16 protein-coding genes are annotated in these 20,817 nt (G+C 40.9%); 6 read left to right on the forward strand and 10 right to left on the reverse strand.

Going from position 1 to position 20,817, the window contains the following annotated elements:
* Nucleotides 1-4: 4 nt before the first annotated feature.
* The gene (locus BLS49_RS05735) at nucleotides 5-193 is read right to left on the reverse strand and encodes a hypothetical protein (RefSeq protein ID WP_091227462.1); all 189 of its coding nucleotides are present in this window, start codon (nucleotides 191-193) and stop codon (nucleotides 5-7) included.
* A gap of 231 nt (nucleotides 194-424) precedes the next feature.
* Here BLS49_RS05735 and BLS49_RS05740 point away from each other — a divergent pair, with 231 nt between their 5' ends.
* Nucleotides 425-763: a hypothetical protein gene (locus BLS49_RS05740; protein WP_091227464.1), complete on the forward strand. Its 339-nt coding sequence runs from the start codon at nucleotides 425-427 to the stop codon at nucleotides 761-763.
* 96 nt (nucleotides 764-859) lie between these two features.
* Nucleotides 860-5,311 (forward strand): helix-turn-helix transcriptional regulator, encoded by a 4,452-nt coding sequence (locus BLS49_RS05745; protein WP_091227466.1) that lies wholly within the window; start codon nucleotides 860-862, stop codon nucleotides 5,309-5,311.
* A 64-nt stretch (nucleotides 5,312-5,375) separates the two neighbouring features.
* On the opposite strand, the gene BLS49_RS05750 is transcribed toward BLS49_RS05745, so the two are convergent.
* On the reverse strand, nucleotides 5,376-6,785 hold the full coding sequence (locus BLS49_RS05750; protein ID WP_091227468.1) for a deoxyguanosinetriphosphate triphosphohydrolase family protein: 1,410 nt from the start codon (nucleotides 6,783-6,785) through the stop codon (nucleotides 5,376-5,378).
* 175 nt (nucleotides 6,786-6,960) lie between these two features.
* On the opposite strand from BLS49_RS05750, the gene BLS49_RS05755 reads away from it, so the two are divergent.
* Nucleotides 6,961-8,100 carry a methyltransferase family protein gene (locus BLS49_RS05755; protein WP_091227469.1) on the forward strand — a complete coding sequence of 380 codons (1,140 nt, stop codon included), beginning with the start codon at nucleotides 6,961-6,963 and terminating at the stop codon, nucleotides 8,098-8,100.
* Between the two features lie 70 nt (nucleotides 8,101-8,170).
* On the opposite strand, the gene BLS49_RS05760 is transcribed toward BLS49_RS05755, so the two are convergent.
* The 3 genes from BLS49_RS05760 to BLS49_RS05770 form a co-directional block, all read right to left on the reverse strand.
* Nucleotides 8,171-9,394 (reverse strand): sensor histidine kinase, encoded by a 1,224-nt coding sequence (locus BLS49_RS05760; RefSeq protein WP_091227471.1) that lies wholly within the window; start codon nucleotides 9,392-9,394, stop codon nucleotides 8,171-8,173.
* A complete protein-coding gene (locus BLS49_RS05765) occupies nucleotides 9,378-10,067 on the reverse strand; it encodes a response regulator transcription factor (RefSeq protein ID WP_091227473.1) in 690 nt (229 codons plus the stop codon). Before BLS49_RS05765 ends, BLS49_RS05760 begins: the two co-directional genes overlap by 17 nt.
* A gap of 174 nt (nucleotides 10,068-10,241) precedes the next feature.
* On the reverse strand, nucleotides 10,242-11,147 hold the full coding sequence (locus BLS49_RS05770) for a TetR/AcrR family transcriptional regulator (RefSeq protein ID WP_091227475.1): 906 nt from the start codon (nucleotides 11,145-11,147) through the stop codon (nucleotides 10,242-10,244).
* Nucleotides 11,148-11,306: 159 nt separating this feature from the next.
* Between BLS49_RS05770 and BLS49_RS05775 the strand changes: the two genes are divergently transcribed.
* Nucleotides 11,307-12,821, forward strand: a complete 1,515-nt coding sequence (locus BLS49_RS05775) for a DHA2 family efflux MFS transporter permease subunit (protein ID WP_091227476.1) — start codon at nucleotides 11,307-11,309, stop codon at nucleotides 12,819-12,821.
* Between the two features lie 118 nt (nucleotides 12,822-12,939).
* Here BLS49_RS05775 and BLS49_RS05780 read toward each other — a convergent pair whose 3' ends face one another.
* The 4 genes from BLS49_RS05780 to BLS49_RS05795 form a co-directional block, all read right to left on the reverse strand.
* Nucleotides 12,940-14,388: an ABC transporter substrate-binding protein gene (locus tag BLS49_RS05780; protein ID WP_091227478.1), complete on the reverse strand. Its 1,449-nt coding sequence runs from the start codon at nucleotides 14,386-14,388 to the stop codon at nucleotides 12,940-12,942.
* 142 nt (nucleotides 14,389-14,530) lie between these two features.
* Nucleotides 14,531-15,217 carry a response regulator transcription factor gene (locus BLS49_RS05785; RefSeq protein ID WP_091227480.1) on the reverse strand — a complete coding sequence of 229 codons (687 nt, stop codon included), beginning with the start codon at nucleotides 15,215-15,217 and terminating at the stop codon, nucleotides 14,531-14,533.
* A gap of 78 nt (nucleotides 15,218-15,295) precedes the next feature.
* Nucleotides 15,296-16,687 carry a sensor histidine kinase gene (locus BLS49_RS05790; protein ID WP_091227482.1) on the reverse strand — a complete coding sequence of 464 codons (1,392 nt, stop codon included), beginning with the start codon at nucleotides 16,685-16,687 and terminating at the stop codon, nucleotides 15,296-15,298.
* A gap of 69 nt (nucleotides 16,688-16,756) precedes the next feature.
* Entirely contained in the window at nucleotides 16,757-17,575 is an 819-nt protein-coding gene (locus BLS49_RS05795; RefSeq protein WP_245742281.1) for an AAC(3) family N-acetyltransferase, read from the reverse strand.
* Nucleotides 17,576-17,762: 187 nt separating this feature from the next.
* Between BLS49_RS05795 and BLS49_RS05800 the strand changes: the two genes are divergently transcribed.
* Entirely contained in the window at nucleotides 17,763-19,058 is a 1,296-nt protein-coding gene (locus BLS49_RS05800; protein WP_425432117.1) for an MFS transporter, read from the forward strand.
* Here the strand turns inward: BLS49_RS05800 and BLS49_RS05805 are convergent.
* Entirely contained in the window at nucleotides 19,055-19,954 is a 900-nt protein-coding gene (locus BLS49_RS05805) for an alpha/beta hydrolase (protein ID WP_091227486.1), read from the reverse strand. The genes BLS49_RS05800 and BLS49_RS05805 overlap by 4 nt on opposite strands.
* A 170-nt stretch (nucleotides 19,955-20,124) precedes the next feature.
* On the opposite strand from BLS49_RS05805, the gene BLS49_RS05810 reads away from it, so the two are divergent.
* The gene (locus BLS49_RS05810; protein WP_091227487.1) at nucleotides 20,125-20,793 is read left to right on the forward strand and encodes an NAD(P)H-dependent oxidoreductase; all 669 of its coding nucleotides are present in this window, start codon (nucleotides 20,125-20,127) and stop codon (nucleotides 20,791-20,793) included.
* Nucleotides 20,794-20,817: the final 24 nt, after the last annotated feature.

A 20,817-nucleotide genomic window follows, 5' to 3' on the forward strand; every position in this document is an offset into this window, starting at 1 on the left:
ATAATCAGCTCATAAAATAAGTGCATATTCCAACAATGATTACTACAAAAACCAGAATGCCAAAAAACCACCTTGTAAATTTCCAGCCAACACCTGGACCATCCCACCACAATTTAAAATAAAAAATTAAACCAAGAACAACAGTAAAAATAGAAGCATACAATGCAGTTTCCATATTGCTCCACTGATCCATATTTCCGTCTGACCCTCCCTGTATCTACAAAAGTAAAAACGACTTGCTTCATAAAATAAAGCAAATCCAAGGATTACTCTATACCTACAAAGGAGTATCTTTTATCTTAGCGGTAATGAGAACTACTCCAGCACCGCTACCTCTTTATGGGTATGGTGTTTTAGGTCTGATGGCTTTATGATGTCGGTAAATATTGTCTTAGTGCTGTCCTCAGCTTGAAAGGAGAAAAAAATGTCAACCCTGCCCACCGCCCCTGGCTCCAAGGGTAAAAACACTGCATTGGTCCTCAGCGTGGTATTCCAAAGCCTGTACCTTTTATCCCTGCCTGTCTGGTATTTTGTATCTATGTTCTCAGTCATGCTGTTCGATGCTCCAGGCTCTGAGACGAATTGGGTTATTTTGCTGTTTTATTACGCAATCAAAAGCTATCCATTTATTGTTTTGAGTGCCATAGTATTAACTTGGATCATGTACAAAAAGGGAAGCTACAAATGGACGTATCTCGTAAATGCCATTCCGATCCTTATTATGATCCTATGTATTGGACTTATGGCTGTCTTTGGCGACTGATCAAATAATCCGATTTTTGATTTTTCTGTAATATATACAGCTCTTACATTACAATAAGGGTAGTTGCCAGTCAGTTTATGTTTGAGGTGTTCGAAAATGAAAGAAAACTATCCTATCGATGATCACGCGCCTGAGTTCTTGTTGGAGCAAAAAAGCAGTATGTCACTAAGGGAAATCATGAATAATGAGAGCTTTCGCATGCAGATTAGGACTATTGATACCTTCCTGTCACTTGCGAGGGCTATTGCTGCCTGTGTGGGTAAGCTGCATCAGCAGCATATTCTTCATCTCGATTTACGGCCAGAGCTAATACATATTCTTTCAGACGAAAGAACAGTTCAATTAATCGATTCCGGCTATGCGATTCATCGCTCGAAGCATGGTTATATCCGTCCATCCGATGGCATTATGGAAGCAGGTCTACCCTACTGTGCCCCAGAAAATACAGGCAGAATGCTGCGAACGATAGATGAACGCAGTGATCTCTATTCCTTGGGCGTTATTTTCTACGAGATGTTAACTGGCCGTCTGCCTTTTCTCGCCGATAATCCTCTCGAATGGGTGTATATGCATTTGGCGCAAAGCCCTTCCCCTCTAACCAATCATAGAGAAGATCTCCCTGAAGGTCTGGAATCCATCATCTTGAAGCTACTAGAGAAAAATCCGGATAAACGATATCAGAATATCGGATCATTAATTGCTGATCTTGATAAAGTAGGTCGATCTCAACTTACACTCTTTATTGAGCCTGAGCTGCATGGGAGAGATTATGAGATATCCGTTCTGACCCAAGCCTTCTATTCGACCTGCTTCGGTTCAACAGAAATAGTGTACGTTGCAGGCGAAGCTGGCATAGGCAAAACCAGTTTAATCGATGAAGTCTTTCACAAAATCCAGCAATCGCAGCATTTTTTCTATATCACCGGGAAGTTTGAGCAGATCTCCAAGGAAAGCCCGTATCTTCCAATTATTCAGGCATTTCGAGGATTGATGCGTCATTTGTTGGGGGAACGACAAGACCAGTCCGAGCTGTGGAGGCTAAAACTGCAAGAAGCGTTAGGAAATAATGCCAATGTTATTGCTTCTATTATTCCTGAAGTTTCTCTCTTATTAGGCGAGGTTCCGTTCGAGGAGGAGCTTCCGGCCAATGAATCAAAAAAGCGGTTTATTTATGTTTTTCGAAAATTTGTGCAGGCGCTAACCTCCAAAGAACACCCTCTTGTCCTTTTTATTGATGATTTGCAATGGGCCGATGATTCATCTCTCCAATTGATTCATGCTCTGCTAAGTGATCCGGAGTGCCAATATTTAATGTTTGTCTGTGCTCACCGCCATTTGGACACGGACCAAAGCAAGCTTCCAGGGTATGAAACGGACGGAAGTGTTACTGAGCAAGCGACTGTTAAACATATTCACCTCTCTCCTCTAAGCCTTGAACAGATGAACCAAATCGTAGTCGAGACGCTAAATAGCGATGCCCATACTGCAATGTCATTGACCGAGCTGCTGTATCATAAATCAGAGGGTAATCCGTTTCATTTCAAACAAATCCTGCTTCACCTGCAGGACGATGATATTCTGAAGTACAATCGTGATAATCGCTGCTGGCAATGGAATCTGGGACAAATTATCGAACAGGAGCCCAGCTATTCTATCCATGATTTGATGGAGCACAGATTGTATCGTCTACCCAATATTGCACAGGAACTGCTTTTTGCCGCAGCTTGCGCAGGAAGCACATTTGACCCGGAGCTGATTAACGTTGTTGTAAACTATGGAATACAGGACATGAATACAGAGTGGTCATTGATTGAAGCAGAAGGAATGATTGTGCCCTTTGAATCAGGTAAATACCGTTTTACTCATGACAGTATTCAGAAGTTAATCTACAGCCAAATTGAAGATGACGCGAAGCAGTCCATCCATAGCCGCATAGGCAGGTGCTTGAGGGAGAATGACGATGGAACGGGTGAGAACTCCTTCGAGGTGGTAAATCATCTAAATCGAGGCTCGGAGAAAATTACGGATATGCAGCACTTATTGCTACTCATAAAACTTAATCTGGATGCAGGAAATCGCGCCAAAACCTCTTCCGCTTACGATGTAGCTTTAGCGTATTTCAGAAAAGGAGTAGAACTGCTGCCGGCGGATTACTGGGAAAGTGATTTTGAACTCAGCTTCGAACTGCATGCCCAACAAGCAGAATGTGAATATCTGTGCGGCAATTACGCCAAAAGTGATCAGGAAATCGCATTTCTGCTGCATCATGCCCGCAATCCAGTTGAACGAAGCAGGATACATATCATAAAAATTATGCAGTTCATTAATCAAGGCAAATATCTGGAGGGTACTGATCTAGGTCTAAAAAGCTTGCGGGAACACCATATTTTTATTTCACCCAATCCAAGCAACTTGATGCTGCTTATTGAAAGTAAACGAATTGAACTGCTCCTGAGAAATAAATATGACAAACTCAAGCATTTGGAGGAAATGTCGGATCGAGAGCAAATCACTGCGATGAATCTAATTCTCGCAATCATTCCCTCTACCTTTTTCACCAATAAAAAAGTGTTCCTTTTGCTGATGTGCAGAGCGATACAATTAACACTCAAATATGGAAATACCCCGGTTTCCGCGGCCGTCTATTCAGCCTTCGGCATGTTTATGGGAAACGCGCTTGGCAAATACGATAAAGGCTATCTGATTGGCAAGATCGGAGTAGAATTATCCGAGCAGTACAACATTAACTCCATCAAAAGTAAATCCTACACGATGTTTGGCGGTGTACTCTGCCAATTTGCCGGGTATCCCCAGGAAGTGGATGACTATTTGTCAAAGGCCCTCCGCTGCGGTATGGATTCCGGAGACTACGTGTTCGCCAGCTACGCGATAGGTGCTCACGTAAATTCACAGTACCCCAGAACATCGTTAGTTGAATTATCAAGAACGATCACGGATTATATGGCTGTGCTGGATACAACCAATGATGAATTTGTGAAACAGAACTTTTATTTATATCAGCAATTTATTCTCGCTCTTCAGGGCATGACGGATGCTCCGGATTCGTTTAACAGTGAAGGCTTTGATGAAGAGGAATTTTTGCATCGGATTCGCAAGGAAGAAACTTCATCTACTACCTTTTTTCAATACAACACGTACAAAACTCAGCTATGTTATTTACTAGGTCGGTATGAAGATGCCATTCACTGGGCGCGAGAAGCGGAACGATACAAAATATACGCGACTCATTTGCCTCATTTGCCGGAATGTCTGTTTTATCAATTGCTCGCTACATTATCATTAGCTGAATCTTCGCATTCAAAAATACGCGACCGCTCAAAAAAGAAGCTGGAGCGCGATCTTCGACACTACAGTAAATGGGTAAAATGGAATCCGACTAATTATCAGCCCAGATTCCATCTTCTTCAAGCCGAGTATGCGCGTGTCTTCCGCCAGTACTTTAAGGCTGAACAAATGTATGATGCAGCTATTCGAGAAGCAAGAGAGCAAGACGACTTTCAGGTGACAAGCCTTACCGGAGAGCTTGCAGCTAGTCACTATTGGGGTCGTGGCAAGAGAAAATCGGCATTATTTTATTTGCAAATGTCTGTTGATGGATATAAGCAATGGGGAATACCTGCCAAAGTAGCTGAATTGGAAGAGCAGCTGCTCCATTGGCAGCGGGAGGAAGCGAGTCAAACCTCTGAAAGTCCGGCAATACGGCTAGCATTGAGCGGGACAGAGCGGGCTTCTGAATATGCAAATACCCAAAAAGTAACGAATTCCTTGGACAGTGTCGATCTTGCGGCCATCCTAAAAACAACTGAAGCCATCTCCAATCAGCCAACCATCGATGCCATGCTTGCAGAAATCATGAATACGATCATTAAATATGCTGGTGCAAGTAAAGGCGCCCTGCTCACAGGCAATGATGATGAGCTATATATTCAGGCATACGTAGATGCTGAAACACCAGCCTTCGCTTCACCTGTGGGAATGAAAGATAGCTCCCTCCTTCCCGAAGGATTGATCAGATATGTCTTTCGTACTCATGAGGATGTGCATTATTACGAAGAAGAGGAGAGCTGGCTGATTCATAACCCGTATATCGCAAAGCATCGGCCAGGATCGGCCCTGTGCATCCCCGTGGCTGTACATGGAGCTATGCTGGGTGTTCTTTACCTTGAAAACAGGCTCGCAAGCGGTGTATTCGCTTCAGATCACAAGGCAGTTCTTCTAGCAATAGCCTCTAACGCCATATTAATGTGTGTGCTTCAAGGCTCCAGCGAGGGGAATCCCTTAAGCCCTGATCTTGTGGAAGCAGGAGCAGCCGTTTCGGATCACATCATCGAAGAGCCCCTCACCGAGCGGGAGCTTGAAGTGCTCGCACTCTTAGCCGCCGGGCTCTCCAATAAGGAGATTGCGGATCATTTGATCATTGCAATTGGTACAGTGAAGGTCCATGTAAAAAATATTTTCGCCAAATTAAAGGTCAATCGACGCACGAAAGCAATAGCTCAGGCCAAGGAGCTTAAGCTTCTGGGATAAGGTTGCACAAAAAAGCTGACCCCGATGTTAATCGGAGTCAGCTTTTCCTGCTATATCGCTCGCACTAATCCAAATCATAGATCGTACCTACTTTAAGACCATACAGCTCATTGTAGATTTTTTCGGCGTAAGCGTCTGTCATTCCCGCAATATAATCTATAATCATGTGCTCCCAGGTCCAGATTGGGTGCTCCTTCTGCTGATCCCGATCAAAGCGGCGCAGCCAATCCCCGGGAATGATTGATTTGGAGGTGACAGGGTCTACAAAAGCGTCCCACAGCCGTTTGATCACCCAAGCGCTTCGCTTCTGAAGCCGCTGCACCCGCAAATCGCGAATCATCGTTACCCAGGCAAAGCTTTTCAGCACGCTAACCGTTCGCAACATATCCTCGTCTTCATGTCCTTCCCGGACAAACGTCACCTTATGCCATTCATCATCCTCAATAACGCCCAGGCTGCCGACGAACAGGCTAACCCAATAAGCCTTGACCTCTCTACGGGTACGTGAATAATCGTGGTCACAGATCGGCATTTTTGTTTTCCAGATATTTAAGAAGGACGTTAACACCTCTTCCACTTTAACCTGAATAAGATCAGGGGTCCAATTGCTCCAGAACACATCCTCCAGCGTCAGAATTTTCTCGACGATCAACCGCTGAATGTTCGAATCAAACAAGAAATGCTCATGCACCTCAATTTTTCCTGCTTTAATTCCGTCCTCCAAGTCATGTGCCGAGTAGGCGATATCGTCGCACAAATCCATAAGCTGCGCTTCGAACGTCTTTGTGCCCGCTGGCATCCCCCAACGATCCCGAATCTCGGAAATGTATGCCCATTCGTGCTGATACATCCCCTTTTTGTTCTCGGTTCCCGGATATGGATATTTGTTCGTTCCGAGTAGAACGGCATCGGATAAATTCAGACCGTCAAGATTCTCGCGCTTCTCTAAAAACATCATCAACCGGAAATTATGGGCGTTGCCTTCAAAATGCTCGTATTTCCTGCGAATCGATTCCCTTGTCTGCTCCTCCTTCTCAATTGACACATGCTGTCCCTTGAGGGCAATCTTCGTCTTCTCCTCGATCAGGTTGTCCAGAATGCCGTCTAACACCTCTTCCCCTTTATGTCCAAAGGGAGGATGTCCAAAATCATGACAGATGGCAGCGCACTCTACGACCTCCGGATCAATGATCAGACCGGGATGCTCGGCAGCTTCCGTGGCTACTGACGGATAAGCGCGAAGCAAACTACGCGCGGCTTCCCGAGCAATTTGAGCAACTTCCAGCGAATGCGTCAGCCGTGTGCGATAATAATCTCCGGTTCCCGCTCCGAATACCTGCGATTTCCCTTGCAGCCTGCGAAAGGTCGGAGAATGAATGAGCCTGGAGTAATCACGTTCATAGGTTGCACGATTCGTCTCTTGTCCGGTATTATCCTGAAACTGCCTATGCTGTCTTAATTCCTGAATATTCATTCTCTCCACTCCTTTACTTTATGCTATTGTAGCCCCCGCAGACATGAACATAAAGCCAGGATTTGAATCATTTTTTTGCACGGGATGACCAATAATTTACACTTATCTCTTCTAATCCAATTCTAAGATTGCTGTGACATGATGCTTATATATTAAACATTGAGGAGTGTTGCGCATGCAATCGGTCAATTCAAACAAGTCGGTTAAAATGTCATTTTGGGGAGCGTGGTTATTCTATTTTCTTATAGCATTTGAATTTTTGTACATGGCTAGTCCCTTTGCAGTATATTTCTACTCCATTTATGAACCTGCATTACAGTTTTTCAATCAATCTCCTTTATTATCATGGTTGATCAGCTTCTTTCTTCCCCATGCCGTTCGAGAAACATCATCTATCTTCATAAATCTTCACACGATCATAGGCGCTATTCTGACATTGACAGGTTTTCTAGGCTTTGTCTTCGGCGCCATACACATATATTATTACAAACTGGCTAAGAAGGGCATCGTCACTGGGGGGATTTACAACTATGTTCGTCATCCACAATACTCCTCATTTATCATTTGCAGCTTCGGACTACTAATCCTTTGGCCGCGATATATCGTGCTGATCATGTTTATTACAATGCTCTTTGTGTATTACTTGCTTGCAAGAGCAGAGGAATGTGAATGTGAGGCTAAATTCGGGGCAAGTTATGTAGATTATAAAAATAAAACAGGCATGTTTCTGCCATTCCGAATCTTTTCCAGAAACTCAATCTCCTCTTGGGCTACAACCAAGACCAGAAAACGGATTTTCCTGCTCTGTGCCTACATTATGACCATAGCGCTTGCTATCGGGATGGCAAATATCATTCAGCGACTTACAATCAATAGTTTATATGCTGTCTATAGCACAAATTCCGCTACCATCTCCATTAGTAAAATTGAACAAGATACATTAAATCAGATTATTCAAATTGCATTGTCTGATACAACAGTCCAATCAAAAGTCGTTCAAAATAACCATGATAAATACTTAAATTACGTGCTGCCCACCACTTGGTTTGCTGCAGAGATTCCAATGAATGGCGTTAAGTATAGAGCCGGTCATAAGTCACCAAGAGACTATGATCGAAACTCATATAAGATCATATTTACGAAGGCCGTATTAAGACCATCAAAAAATGCAGAGGGAAAAGCGATCCTTTCAAAGGTTCGCGAACGAGAGGGAATTGTTGAAGTATGGATTAATCTGGCTGAACAAAAAGTAGTTAAAGTTGTCGATCTGCCAAAGTCCACTAAGTATGCGAATATCCCGGTAGCCCTTTATTAAAACACCTCTCAATAAATATGTTCACTTTCAAAAGCGAGTACGCATACATCGTTTCTATGATCGTACTCGCTTATGACTCAACAATAGGTAAATGAACCGAAAATACACTTCCTTCCCCTAAAATACTTTTTACTCGAATAAAACCGTTATGTTCTTCCACAATCCACTTGGCTATCGCTAGCCCTAATCCAGATCCCCCACCGTTTCTTACCCTTGCCTTATCTCCTCTATAGAACCGATCAAAAATTTTGTCCAAATGTTCCTCTGCAATCCCAACACCCGTATCAGAAACGGATAATTCCACTTTCTTGTCTTTCTTAATTAAATGAACATGAATTCGTCCTGACCGATTTGTATACTGCAAAGCGTTATCAATTAAAATAACAATCAATTGCTTCAGCCTGTTCGAATCTCCCCAAAAATAAATTTCCGGTTCAAGATCATACAATAAATCAATTCCCTTGCTCATTGCTTGGGATTCAAAAGGTACAATAGCTTCCAGCAGGACTGTATCTAGCAACATTGAATTCTTTGAAAGGGTATGTTCACTACTATCTGCGCGAGATAAGGTCAGCAAATCATTCACTAGATTCGTCAGACGGGTATTCTCGATCATAATATGATCCAGCCATTTCCTCTGGCTTTCTACTGATTCGTTAGAGTTTCCCAAAACTATCTCTAAGTTGGTTTGTATAACAGCGAGGGGGGTACGTAATTCATGTGAAGCATCAGCCGTAAAATTGATCTGTTTCTCCCATGCTTTTGTTACGGGGATCAATGCTTTTCCTGAAATAAATAAACTTCCCACTAAAACCAGGAGCAAAATAAGCAGGATAAGCGGTATCGACTCTAATAGAAATGAAGAAAGGCCTCCTGATACTTTGTCCATCACCCATACTGTCCCTTGTTCCTTATCTAAATTCACTTTTAGAAAATAAAAGATATTATGGTTACTCATCGGCAACTTTCCACTATATTCCCCTGAATTAGCGACGGTCTGAATCATTGTTCGAATCTGTTCAATGCTGTATTGGTCAGAAGAAGATTGCTCCTTTATATTGCCCGCAAGATCCATTTTGACATAAACCAAATCCTCATTCCGATCAGCACGTTTTAAAAAACCATGTTCTGTATCAAGGGGACCGTCATTCTCAGCTACTTGCCAGAGACGATTCATAATTACCGCTTCGTTACGTGGAGAACCCCAAAAAATAGCCAGTGAAAAGATCATCAATATCCCACCGATTACCGAAATATTAATCAGTGTTAATCTCCATCTAACCTTTTGAAGCATGCTGTTCCTCCTTCAAGCAGTAACCTACCCCTCGAATAGTATGTATAGTGACCCCGCCATCCTGGATCAGTTTTTTTCGTAAATAATAGATATAGATATCTACACTATTCATTTCAACATTGCTTTCAAGCCCCCATACTCGTTCAAGTATCTGCTCTCTTGTAAGTACCTGCCCATAGTTCCGCATGAAGAGTTCTAGCAATTGGGCCTCTCTTAATGTAAGCTTTATCAACGTATTTCCACAGATAACTTCGCAACGAAGCGGATCAAAAGTAAGAGATGCGATTCTAAGCTGATCTCCAATAAACTTGTTAGTTGAACGCCTTCCGAGAGCTCGAACCCTTGCTATAAACTCTTCCGTCGAAAAAGGCTTTACTAAATAATCGTCAGCACCAGCTTCCAATCCCTCAACTCTAGACTCGACAGCATCCTTGGCAGTCAAGAAAATAATTGGGGTTGTCATTCGATTCGCTCGCAAGCACCTTAAAATATCAATTCCTTCCTTACCTGGAAGCATCCGATCCAACACAATGACATCATAAATATCGGTCTCAGCCATATCTTGTCCTGCTATGCCATCACTCGCAACATCAACTAGAATATTATGCTTATTTAGGATGTAAACCAAAGCATCAGATAACCTTTGTTCGTCTTCTACTAACAAAATTCTCATAATTCTGCCTCCCTTCATTAATGAGTTCTTCAAACATCATTATCCACTTGATAAATTTTACGTAATAATCAATATAATCAATTATTCTTAGAATTTCATTAGAACAACACTAGAAGGGCAGTACCTGGGCTTTATGATACAAGAAATGAGAAGAAAACATGAATGGTTTTCTTCTCATTTCTTTTGGGAATATTGAACCTTAAGGAGATACCATATACGACTGGCAATTTCTTTTGCTTCCGCTAAGTGAGGTGTATCTATAAACGACTCATGAAATGCCTTTAAATTATTTTCCAATACATAAACACGTGGATGCTCTCTATTTAGTTCTTCAAGCAAATAACTGGAAAATTCTTCACCTTTTTTATTACAGTCACCATTTGACAATTTAATGCCTTCTATAAAACCTGAAAGCTGCTTAATAACTGTTTCGAAAGTAATTTCTTGTTTTTGAATTTTTTGCTGGAGAATTCGCACGGTTTCATCATCTATAATAATTTCTTTTCGGTCCATTTTACCTTTAAGTATGGCTTCGACATTTTGAATTACTGATCTTGTCATTTTAAGTGGATCAAATGCCATTATATGTGCATCCTTCCAGGTCATCATTAAATGCTGTAGCATGCCGTAAAATAACACTGCACATTCAAATGCATACGGGCGAATTTCCTCACCATAAACGTCAACAAATCTGCCCGATAACCATCCTATTTCGTAAATCCGATTTTGGGAAACAATATTTTTCAGTTCACAATCCTGAGAACTAAAAACCGCCTCAAAAAGTGAAAATATATTTTTTTCTTGATTTACATACACCAATATCGCAATTTGTTCGATTAAAACTTCAACATCATTTTCATTACGACCGACTAAAACTTCATTTCGCCGTAAACTGGCCTCATATCTGGCTTGTTCCAAAATTGCAAGCACACATTCATTTTTTGAATTGAAATAATTATAAAATGTACCTTTGGAAATACCCGCATGATTTAAGATGTCCTGAATTGAAGTATTCTGAAAGCCCTTTTCAATAAAAAGCAGCATGGAGGACTCTAGAACTTTCCTCTTTCTATTGTTCATATTCCTGTTCCCCTAGTTTTTAATTATACTATGATTCTATCCCGAAAACGCTTTTATTTCAACGGTTTTAGATTGCCAGTATAAAAATGTTGAAAAAAATGAACCATCGGTATAAAATAACTCAAGTACACCATAAATAGATTGAGAGGTCCTTTAGCAATGAATACTGCAACAACAACTAAGAAACCGCCGTATTTAATGATCATCGTTTTATTCGTCGGCGCATTCGTAGCTTTTTTAAATAATACGCTGTTAAATGTCGCTTTACCTACTATAATGGCTGACTTTAAAATCACTGATTACTCCACTGTACAATGGCTGGCGACAGGCTACATGTTAGTAAGCGGGATTCTGATCCCGACAACAGCATTTTTAATTACTCGTTTTAAAACACGCAACTTATTTATTTTATCTATGATCATCTTCATCATCGGAACTGCAATGGCAGCTTATGCTCCATCATTCGGTGTTTTATTGGTTGGTCGCATGGTTCAGGCAGCAGGTGCTGCATCGATGTCTCCAATATTGATGAACGTAATGCTACTTAGCTTCCCTGTTGAAAAACGCGGGGCGGCAATGGGTGTTTTCGGTCTTGCCATGATATTGGCGCCAGCAATTGGCCCAACTCTTTCCGGTTACATCGTTGAGCACTATGAATGGAACGTATTATTCGAAATGATCCTTCCATTTGCAATCATCAGCTTATTGTTGGCTATTTGGAAACTTGATAACGTATTGCCTAACAAAAAGGCGTCGATCGACTACTTGTCAATCGTCTACTCAACCATTGGTTTTGGTGCTTTATTGTACGGATGCAGTTCCGCAAGTACTGCTGGTTGGTCTGATATTACGGTATACGGAACAATTATCATCGGAGTAATCGGTATAGCACTGTTTATTTATCGCCAATTCAAATTAGATGAGCCTCTATTAGATTTGGCAGCTTATAAGTATCCAATGTTTGCACTATGTTCATTAATTTCGGCCGTATTATCTGTTGCCATGTTCTCTGGTATGATTTTAACCCCGGCTTATGTACAAAACGTTCGTGGCATTGCCCCGTTTGAAGCCGGTTTAATGATGCTGCCCGGTGCAATAGTAATGGGTCTCATGTCGCCAATCACTGGTAAACTATTCGATAAATTTGGACCACGTATTTTGGCACTAATCGGTCTCGTAATTACTACAGCAGCTACATTTTTCTTAACAAAACTTCAAGTGGATTCAAGCTATGCTTATATTATTTCTGTTTACACGATCCGCATGTTCGGTATTTCATTAGTTATGATGCCTATTATGACAAACGGTCTAAATGCTTTACCAGCTCGTTTAAATCCACATGGTACTGCAATTAACAACACCATTTCACAAGTTGCTGGATCAATCGGTACGGCTGTTTTAGTAACCATCTTCAACTCACACACAAAAACTCGTGCTGCTGAAATTGCCGCTGACTTGAAAGCACAAGCAGCCGCTTCCGGTACAACAGCTACACAAGAACAAATCGCTGCAATGACCCAGCAAGTGACTCAAAAAGCATTGCTGGACGGTATCAACTATACGTTCTTGGTTGCAACAGGCGTCACAGCGGTCGCACTGATTCTTTCATTCTTCTTAAAACGTTCTAAACTCGCAACTCATGCTAACAATGTTACAGCTGCGAAAGGTGAATAAGCTCTGGTAACGAAATAGACCCCGAGTGGTTGGCACTTATACGTGCAACAATTCGGGGTTTTGCTTCAGGATACCCATAATCACCTTTGCAGTGCGTGTTCCTGCAATCGTTAACTATTTATTTCTCATCTTCTCTCATAATAATTACTTGATCCGTTTTATTCGTATTATCTGTGCTACTATTTGGATTCCCCTTATTTTTTTCTTGATTTATTAATGCATTATCCAAAGCAACCTGTCCTTCAGCCTGAATCGTCTTAATTGCCTCATCCAGTGACTTTTTATTCTCTTGAATTAAGGCAATCTCTCTACTTATAATTGATTGGAATTGTTCATTAAAGGCACTCGGAATTTTATCTGAACTTGTATTGTTTCCATTCACTTTGGGCTTTAAAGCATAAAACACATCAAGACTTTGCCCTTCAAAATCTTTATTGAAGCTCATTCTTGTTAGCAAATTACCATTCATCGTTCTTGACTTTATGCGAGCGTAATCTTCACCATTCACGAATTTAATAAATTTCCAGGCCGCTTCCTTATTAGGAGAATTTGCATTTATCGCAAAAATTTCGTTCATACTTGTCCCCATAGTTGTTGCAGGATCTGTCGAATTCACTGGACCTGAAACGATTCCAACATCTATCGGCTTGTAATCTTTCATTGTATCTTGGGCTAACTTTAAATTTTGAAGAGTATAAGGATCACCGATCATCATTGCGACTCGTCCCATCAAAAACGCTTGACTTTGATAATATTCTTCAATACTTCCGCCCATGAATCCGCCATCTTTAGGGTTATATATTGCCCCTGATTTGTCGGCATCGATAGCCAACTGATATACCTTTTTCCAAGAATCTGTATCAACCGTCACTTTCATCGTCCCCGGGTTTACGTTCATAAGACCTTCAGAGTTCGAAATTATACTTACCAAATGATCTACAGAGATCGGAAAATCATTACCAAAACCGTAAACGCGTGACTTCTCATCTCCATCAACTGGAAAACGGCGAGCCAAATCTATGATATCCTGCCAGGTCATGCCGTCATGCGGTAGCTCAACCCCATATTTACTGAATAGTTCTTTATTGTAAAACAAGGCATTTCCATAAAAAGTAGGTGCAAGTCCATACAACTTATTTCCTCCCATTTCCTTTAACATATCAATAAGTCCGGGATAAATACCTTCAAGGTTATATTTGTCCTTATCAATAAATGGGTCTAATTCTACTAACTTGCCATCAGCTACATACTTTTCATAATTACCTGTGCTTAATAGCAAAATATCTGGATTCTCTTTTTGTACTAGCTCATCAAATGCTTCCTCATATGTCTTGCCCTCTAAATTGTTGTTCAACCCTTGGGTACTGATAACTTCAAAGTCAATGTTCTTATTATTTACACTAAATACATCTCCATATTGCTGGTAAAAGTTACCTTCAGTGTTATAGAGTACTTTTAGGGTTGATTTAGTTTCCTCGTAATTTTTACTATTCCCCCCTGTACAACCTGCAACAAGGAAACAACTCAATAGAATCACAGCTACCTTATTGAATAATTTTCCATCCATTTTATCAAATCCTCCAAAAAATTTTTTTACCCATATGCCACATGATACGGGAAATGGGTATATTTGGAGTTTAGTTTTGATATAGATTTGATTTAGTTTTATTTATATGAAAATACTACTAACCTGCATTTAGCCGTCGCTCTTAATTTTCCTTATCCATTCGGTATCCTATCCCTCGTACCGTTTCAATGCAATCGATCCCTAATTTCTTGCGTAGGTTCATAATATGAATATTTACTACCTTTTCATCACCAAAATAGTCATAGCCCCACACCTGATTTAGCAGAGCTTCTCTTGTAAAAACATATCCTTGATGACTCATGAGCAACTGTAATAGTTCAAACTCCGTGCGAGTTAATTCAATTTTTTGATCAGACACAAATACCTGTAAACATTCCTTATCAAGTTTAATATTTTTGTAAGTTTGGATGTTATTATCCTCTTGGTTTTTGTGCTTAAATCCACCAGCTCCACGGCGCAAAACAGCCTCTACACGCATTTGAACTAGTTTGATAGAAAAAGGTTTTGTAATATAGTCATCTACTAGCATTTCAAATGCTTTAATTTGGTCATCTTCTTCATCCATTGCAGTAACTATAACAATTGGAATATTGGATTTCTGTCGAATCATCTCACAAACGGCATAACCGTCAATTTTAGGCATCATGATATCCAATAAAATCAAATCATATGTATGGGTATGAAAAAAATTGATCCCTTCAATACCATCGTCCGCGGTATCGACGTAATACCCAGAGTCAACTAAGAACTCACGCAAAATTGTTTGTATCGCAATTTCATCTTCGATAACCAAAATACGTTTTGACAAAAGATCACCTTCTAATATACATTTCGTATTCCAATGATCATTATTCAAGTCATGACTATTTTTATCAATTTATTTATGTTAGATAACAGAAAATTCTGCACTAAATTTGACTCCACGATCACTATTCTCGATTCTATAACCTATTTTATGCAAATCAAATATTGTTTTTGTAATATAAAGTCCTAATCCGCTGCCTCCCGAATTCCTATTATGCGATTGCTCTACCCGGTAGAATGGAGTAAAAATCCGCTCTATGTCTTCATCTTCAAAAGAAATATTGCCATTTTCAACAGTAAGGATGCCTCTACCATTTCTCAAAAACAGGTCAACCCATACACCAGCACCACCAGGAGAATGAAATACAGCATTATTAATTATATTCGATATAGCTCTGTGGAGGAGCCGTTTATCTGCAAGAATCACCATTTCCCCCTCCAACTCAGTGCTGATTTGAATATTTTTGTCCAACGCTAGCCCTGCAATTTGCTGACAACAATCAATTATGATACTACTTAGATCAACTTCCATCAATTTGAGCTGAAACCCTTCTGCTTCTAATTTAGCTGTGGTAAGAATCTCTTTAACCAAATGTTCCATGGATTCCGCTGTTTTAAGTGATTGTCGCAAATATTGATCTCTATCTTTATAAATTCCTACGTTATGAATCATACCTTCCAACTGACCCTTTATAATAGTAATTGGTGTTTTTAATTCATGAGATACAGCAGCAAAAAAATCACGTCTTTGCTTCTCCTGACGTCGTTCGCGATCAATATCCATCTGCAGTTTTTCATTAGCAGACTTTAACTCGGTTAAAGCCGTTTCTAAATTGTGCGCCATGCTATTCAAGCTACTTGCCAGCACCCCTATTTCATCAGGACGTTGGATATCACATCGCCAGTTCATTTCTAGGGTAGACATTTTTTTAGAGATACTGCTTATTTTGATAATCGGTTTTGTTAAAAAACGGGAGCAAAACCATGCTCCAATGAAAGAAATAATTAAAATTAATGCTACAATCCACGGTAACATTTTAAGCAGTAAGGCAGTGATTTGGTTGACTGGTTGTTCAGATACAGAGACTCTTAATGAGTACGTTTCATTTGAATCTTTAAATTGAAAAGTAGTAAAAGCACTAATCATCATCTTACTGTCTTTGGAATCGGTGAGTCCATATTCCCTGAATGCGCCGTAATTCTCTTTAATTGTTTTGCTTTCAAGAGTGACACTGGCATGATTCACTACACAAAAATTGTAAATATACCCCGAGGCTTCTTCATACTTGGATTTTTCTAACTGCGTAAGAAGTTCACCCAGATTTTTTGAGAATTGTCCGGACAACTCAGATTTGTAGCTTTTGGGCATGACCACCATAATGACGCTGTAAATAATTAAACTGGTTGCTAGTAGCAGAGAGCCTATGTATAGGAAAACTTTTATACTTAAACTGCTTGAAATCTTCTTAAACAATTTTAATCCTCCTACTCTAGACGAGCGCCTTTTAGGGTGAAGTCTACCATTAATCCTGAATTGGCTCAGTTAAAATCGATTGTTCTCCATCCACTTGGTTCCATAATCAACTAATTCCGCCTGTGGTATTAGCATGGCTTCTGCACCAGCAATTCGGCCACGGATGACAAGTCCCGTATCGTGCTCAAAATCGCTTCCAATTTGCTCGAAATCATCTGTACTGAATTCTATATCATTGAACCGAACCCATTTGCGCTCGGAATCAACCAGCATGGGGGCCTGATTGGTGATTGGCTTTTTCGATGAAAAGCTCGCCCTATACTCCGCCAAATGTAATGAGGTGTTCGACTGGTGCGATACGCCGATAAGTAATACCCAGCCCTTGTTATCGTATATACGTGCTAGAGGAGACGCTTCACCCAAGCTGTTCTCCAGGCTGTGCTGCCCTACAATAAAATCGGTGTACGGACCTCGAGCAGCAAAGGAAAGCTGTGGATGCCCACTTCTTTGCGTCCCCGCCTGTCTTCTGAATGTATCCGGTATAATTCCCATTCCCCATAACGGTGTTAAATCTGCATGGTACGGAGGCATTTCCTTACGAATATCATCCCACCACGCTTCCGGTACAGGAGGATTACTCCAGCCTGCAGGATCGCTCAAATCACCTGAATGAGTTGGCATTACTAATGTTCCCGTTCTACCAATAACTTCTTCGAGTGCTAATAACACCGATACCGGACCGCCCAAGACCCAGCTCCCCAATGACTTAAATGAAGAGTGAACTAGAAGGGTCATCCCTTCCTTCACACCCAGCCGCCTTAGATCATTAACGAGTGTACTTACGGTAATTAAAGTTCCATCTATAGTTTTTTTCTTGTTCTCTTCCAAGTCTTTCTCCTCCTATAAAAACGCTATTGCTTAGTCGTATATTATAAATATAGCTGAATATCAAAAAAAATAGGAGAATAAGCTGATGATTTAATGGTTGTTATCCTTCCACCTCATAGTGTATGATGGATTAAACATACCCCATCAGGGTATATTAGAAACCGTGATAAGAAAGCAGGGATATGTCATATTTAAGCTTCGAACATCCAATATAGACCAAATTGCAGCATCCAAGGAGCTTCAGCAAGCGCTATACAAACGGACTCTTCTTATTGTGCTGCTATCCCAGACGTTGGGCGGTGCAGGACTTGCTGCAGGAATAACTGTCGGAGCGCTTCTTGCGCAGGAAATGCTGGGAATTGAAAGCATGTCGGGTTTGCCTACAGCGCTGTTCACGCTAGGATCTGCCCTATCCGTGTACGTGGTTGGACGAATTACACAATCATACGGCAGACGATCAGGTCTATCCTTTGGCTTCTTTACTGGAGGGATCGGTGCTCTAGGTGTTGTTCTAGCCGCTAATCTGAACAGCATTATATTGCTGTTTATTGCTCTATTCATCTATGGCGCTGGTTCATCCACAAATTTGCAAGCACGTTATGCTGGCGTTGACCTTGCCCAAAAGCATCAGCGAGCCAAAGCCGTCAGCATTGCGCTTGTTGCAACGACATTTGGTGCCGTTGCCGGGCCTAATTTGGTTACTCCAATGGGTAAAGTGGCTGAGTCGTTTGGGATGCCCGCACTTGCAGGACCATTTTTGTTGGCAGCAGCTGCTTATTTTGCGGCCGGACTTGTCCTAATATTATTGTTAAAGCCCGATCCACTCTTGGTTGCACGATTAATCGAAGACAACAAAGCTAATCTTCACCATAAGGAAACTGAGCATGCTCCTCAGGGGCTGGTGCAACGAATGGGGGTCATCGTAGGCGCTTCGGTTCTCATTCTTTCGCAAATTGTTATGGTAGCGATCATGACTATGACGCCTGTCCATATGAAACATCACGGCAGTACACTATCAGCGGTTGGTATCGTCATTGGACTGCATATCGCCGCCATGTACCTCCCTTCCATCATTACAGGCTCACTTGTCGATAAAATCGGCCGGGTTAAGATGGTTTTCGCTTCGGCTGCTACACTTACTGCTGCTGGCCTACTGGCAGCTTTTGCTCCAGGAGAATCTACTCTGCTGCTGACGCTCGCGTTAATTCTACTTGGACTAGGGTGGAACTTCGGCTTAATCAGCGGAACAGCTATCGTTGTTGACTCGACTACGATCCATAACCGCGCTAAAATTCAAGGTTCCATTGATGTCGGGGTCGCAATAGGCGGTGCAGCAGGCAGCTTGTTGTCCAGCGTCATTGTCGCTTTTACCAGCTATGCTGCTCTAGGGTTCATAGGGGCTTATTTATCCCTGCTGCTTGTGCCGTTTATCATTTGGGCCTCAGTAACAAAACGCTTCAATGGGATAAATCAGGAAAACTAATCTATATACTGCCGGAAAAACTCAATCTGCTCACGATTGAGTTTTTCGGCCTCGTTATTTCTTGTGTTGAGATGGAATACATGATTAATGGATTTGTCACTATGACCGTATTCCTTGTAGATATGAATTATCTCTGCTTCTTTTAATTTATCAAGGAATACCGGTCTATGGCCCACCAAACCATCATTCACACTGCACGCAACAAAAGACGGAGGAAAGGATGGAACAAGGTTTGATTGAACATCCATTTCCTTTTCATATTTAAAAAGTTCTTTACCAAGATAATCTTTTAATAAATTTTTCAAAAGACCATTTACAAATTTATTTGTCTCGTTTTTTACCCGATCAAGTGGGTCAAATATTCCGCAATTTAATCCCAATGCTTTAATTCTGACATCAGGAGTTTGGATGCTAAACATTTTTGCATACCTTGGATTGGTAATGATTGCAGCATATTGACTTGCAATTTGTGCTCCGGCCGAATCGCCTACAACGAACAAATTGTTTAGGTCAATATTAAATTTTCCCGCGTTTTGCTTTACCCAATGAAAAACCGCATTTACATCCACCAAAGCCGCTGGAAATTTAAACTTTGGTGCAAGACAGTAATTAAAGTTTACTACCGTAAACCCATGCTGGGCTAACTTCATACAGTAAAACTGATAGGATTCCTTGTTCCCATATACCCAGCCGCCGCCATGAACTGAAATAATAACGGGTAACGGTTTATCCGTACCCTTAGGATAATAGACATCAAGCAAATGGTCATCGGTTTGATCCCCATAGTAATCCAGGTTATCTTTTCTTTCAATTGTAAAGGGTGTAGTTAGTCCTCTATCTCTTTTAGCATCTCCCTTTTTAAACAATACATTTAAAAGAGTCGATGTTAACGACATACCATTACCCCCTCTTATTTTTCACTTCATTCAATCTGCTTAGTCAACGCCGCCGGCTTAGGTGATATTGAAACCGACCTGCTATAATAGTTTAAAGTTTAATAACTATTTATTACTATAATAATAATAACGTATGGATCAATAATCTATATTGAAGGGAAGTTAAATAAATGTCAGACGCAATCGCAAAAAAACAACAAATTTTAGATGCATTCCAATTCAGATTTGCAACAAAAGAATATGATGAGAATAAAAAAATTTCAGACGAAGACTTCAATTTCATCCTGGAAGCGGGGAGACTGTCACCTAGCTCATATGGTCTTGAGCCTTGGAAATTTCTGATCATTCAAAATCCTGACTTCAGAGAACGTTTAATGAAAATAGCAACAGGAGCAGCCCGTCAGCTTCGCGGAGCAAGTCATTTCATCATTATTCTTGCTCGTACGGATGTTAAATTTGATTCAAAATACATTAGCAATCATATTAAAACAGTTCAACAAGCTTCTGATGAAACAGCCAAAATGCTGCTACAATCCTTGGAAGGTTTCCAAAACAGATGGAAGCTACTAGAAAATGATCGTGCTTTATTGGATTGGTCCTCCAAACAAACCTATATTGCATTGGCAAATATGCTGACGGCCGCTGCGCAAATGGGTATCGACTCTACACCTATTGAGGGCTTCAGCTTTGATGATGTGAATGCCCTGCTTGAAAGCGAAGGCTTATTAGACAACGGAAATTATAAACCTTCAGTAATGGCAGCCTTTGGATATCGTAAGGAAGATCCTGCAAGATCCAAAACGAGAAAAAATCTTAGCGATATTGTTGAGTGGGTGTAAAAACTGATTATATTCATTCAGATG

Source organism: Fontibacillus panacisegetis, assembly GCF_900102215.1.
In the GTDB taxonomy this organism is placed as follows: domain Bacteria; phylum Bacillota; class Bacilli; order Paenibacillales; family Paenibacillaceae; genus Fontibacillus; species Fontibacillus panacisegetis.

What these genes read in the sequence shown, in the direction of transcription:
- BLS49_RS05735 (WP_091227462.1), bottom strand. Translation starts at nt 193, where the DNA reads ATGGATCAGTGGAGCAATATGGAAACTGCATTGTATGCTTCTATTTTT.
- BLS49_RS05740 (WP_091227464.1), top strand. Translation starts at nt 425, where the DNA reads ATGTCAACCCTGCCCACCGCCCCTGGCTCCAAGGGTAAAAACACTGCA.
- BLS49_RS05745 (WP_091227466.1), top strand. Translation starts at nt 860, where the DNA reads ATGAAAGAAAACTATCCTATCGATGATCACGCGCCTGAGTTCTTGTTG.
- BLS49_RS05750 (WP_091227468.1), bottom strand. Translation starts at nt 6,785, where the DNA reads ATGAATATTCAGGAATTAAGACAGCATAGGCAGTTTCAGGATAATACC.
- BLS49_RS05755 (WP_091227469.1), top strand. Translation starts at nt 6,961, where the DNA reads ATGCAATCGGTCAATTCAAACAAGTCGGTTAAAATGTCATTTTGGGGA.
- BLS49_RS05760 (WP_091227471.1), bottom strand. Translation starts at nt 9,394, where the DNA reads ATGCTTCAAAAGGTTAGATGGAGATTAACACTGATTAATATTTCGGTA.
- BLS49_RS05765 (WP_091227473.1), bottom strand. Translation starts at nt 10,067, where the DNA reads ATGAGAATTTTGTTAGTAGAAGACGAACAAAGGTTATCTGATGCTTTG.
- BLS49_RS05770 (WP_091227475.1), bottom strand. Translation starts at nt 11,147, where the DNA reads ATGAACAATAGAAAGAGGAAAGTTCTAGAGTCCTCCATGCTGCTTTTT.
- BLS49_RS05775 (WP_091227476.1), top strand. Translation starts at nt 11,307, where the DNA reads ATGAATACTGCAACAACAACTAAGAAACCGCCGTATTTAATGATCATC.
- BLS49_RS05780 (WP_091227478.1), bottom strand. Translation starts at nt 14,388, where the DNA reads ATGGATGGAAAATTATTCAATAAGGTAGCTGTGATTCTATTGAGTTGT.
- BLS49_RS05805 (WP_091227486.1), bottom strand. Translation starts at nt 19,954, where the DNA reads ATGTCGTTAACATCGACTCTTTTAAATGTATTGTTTAAAAAGGGAGAT.
- BLS49_RS05810 (WP_091227487.1), top strand. Translation starts at nt 20,125, where the DNA reads ATGTCAGACGCAATCGCAAAAAAACAACAAATTTTAGATGCATTCCAA.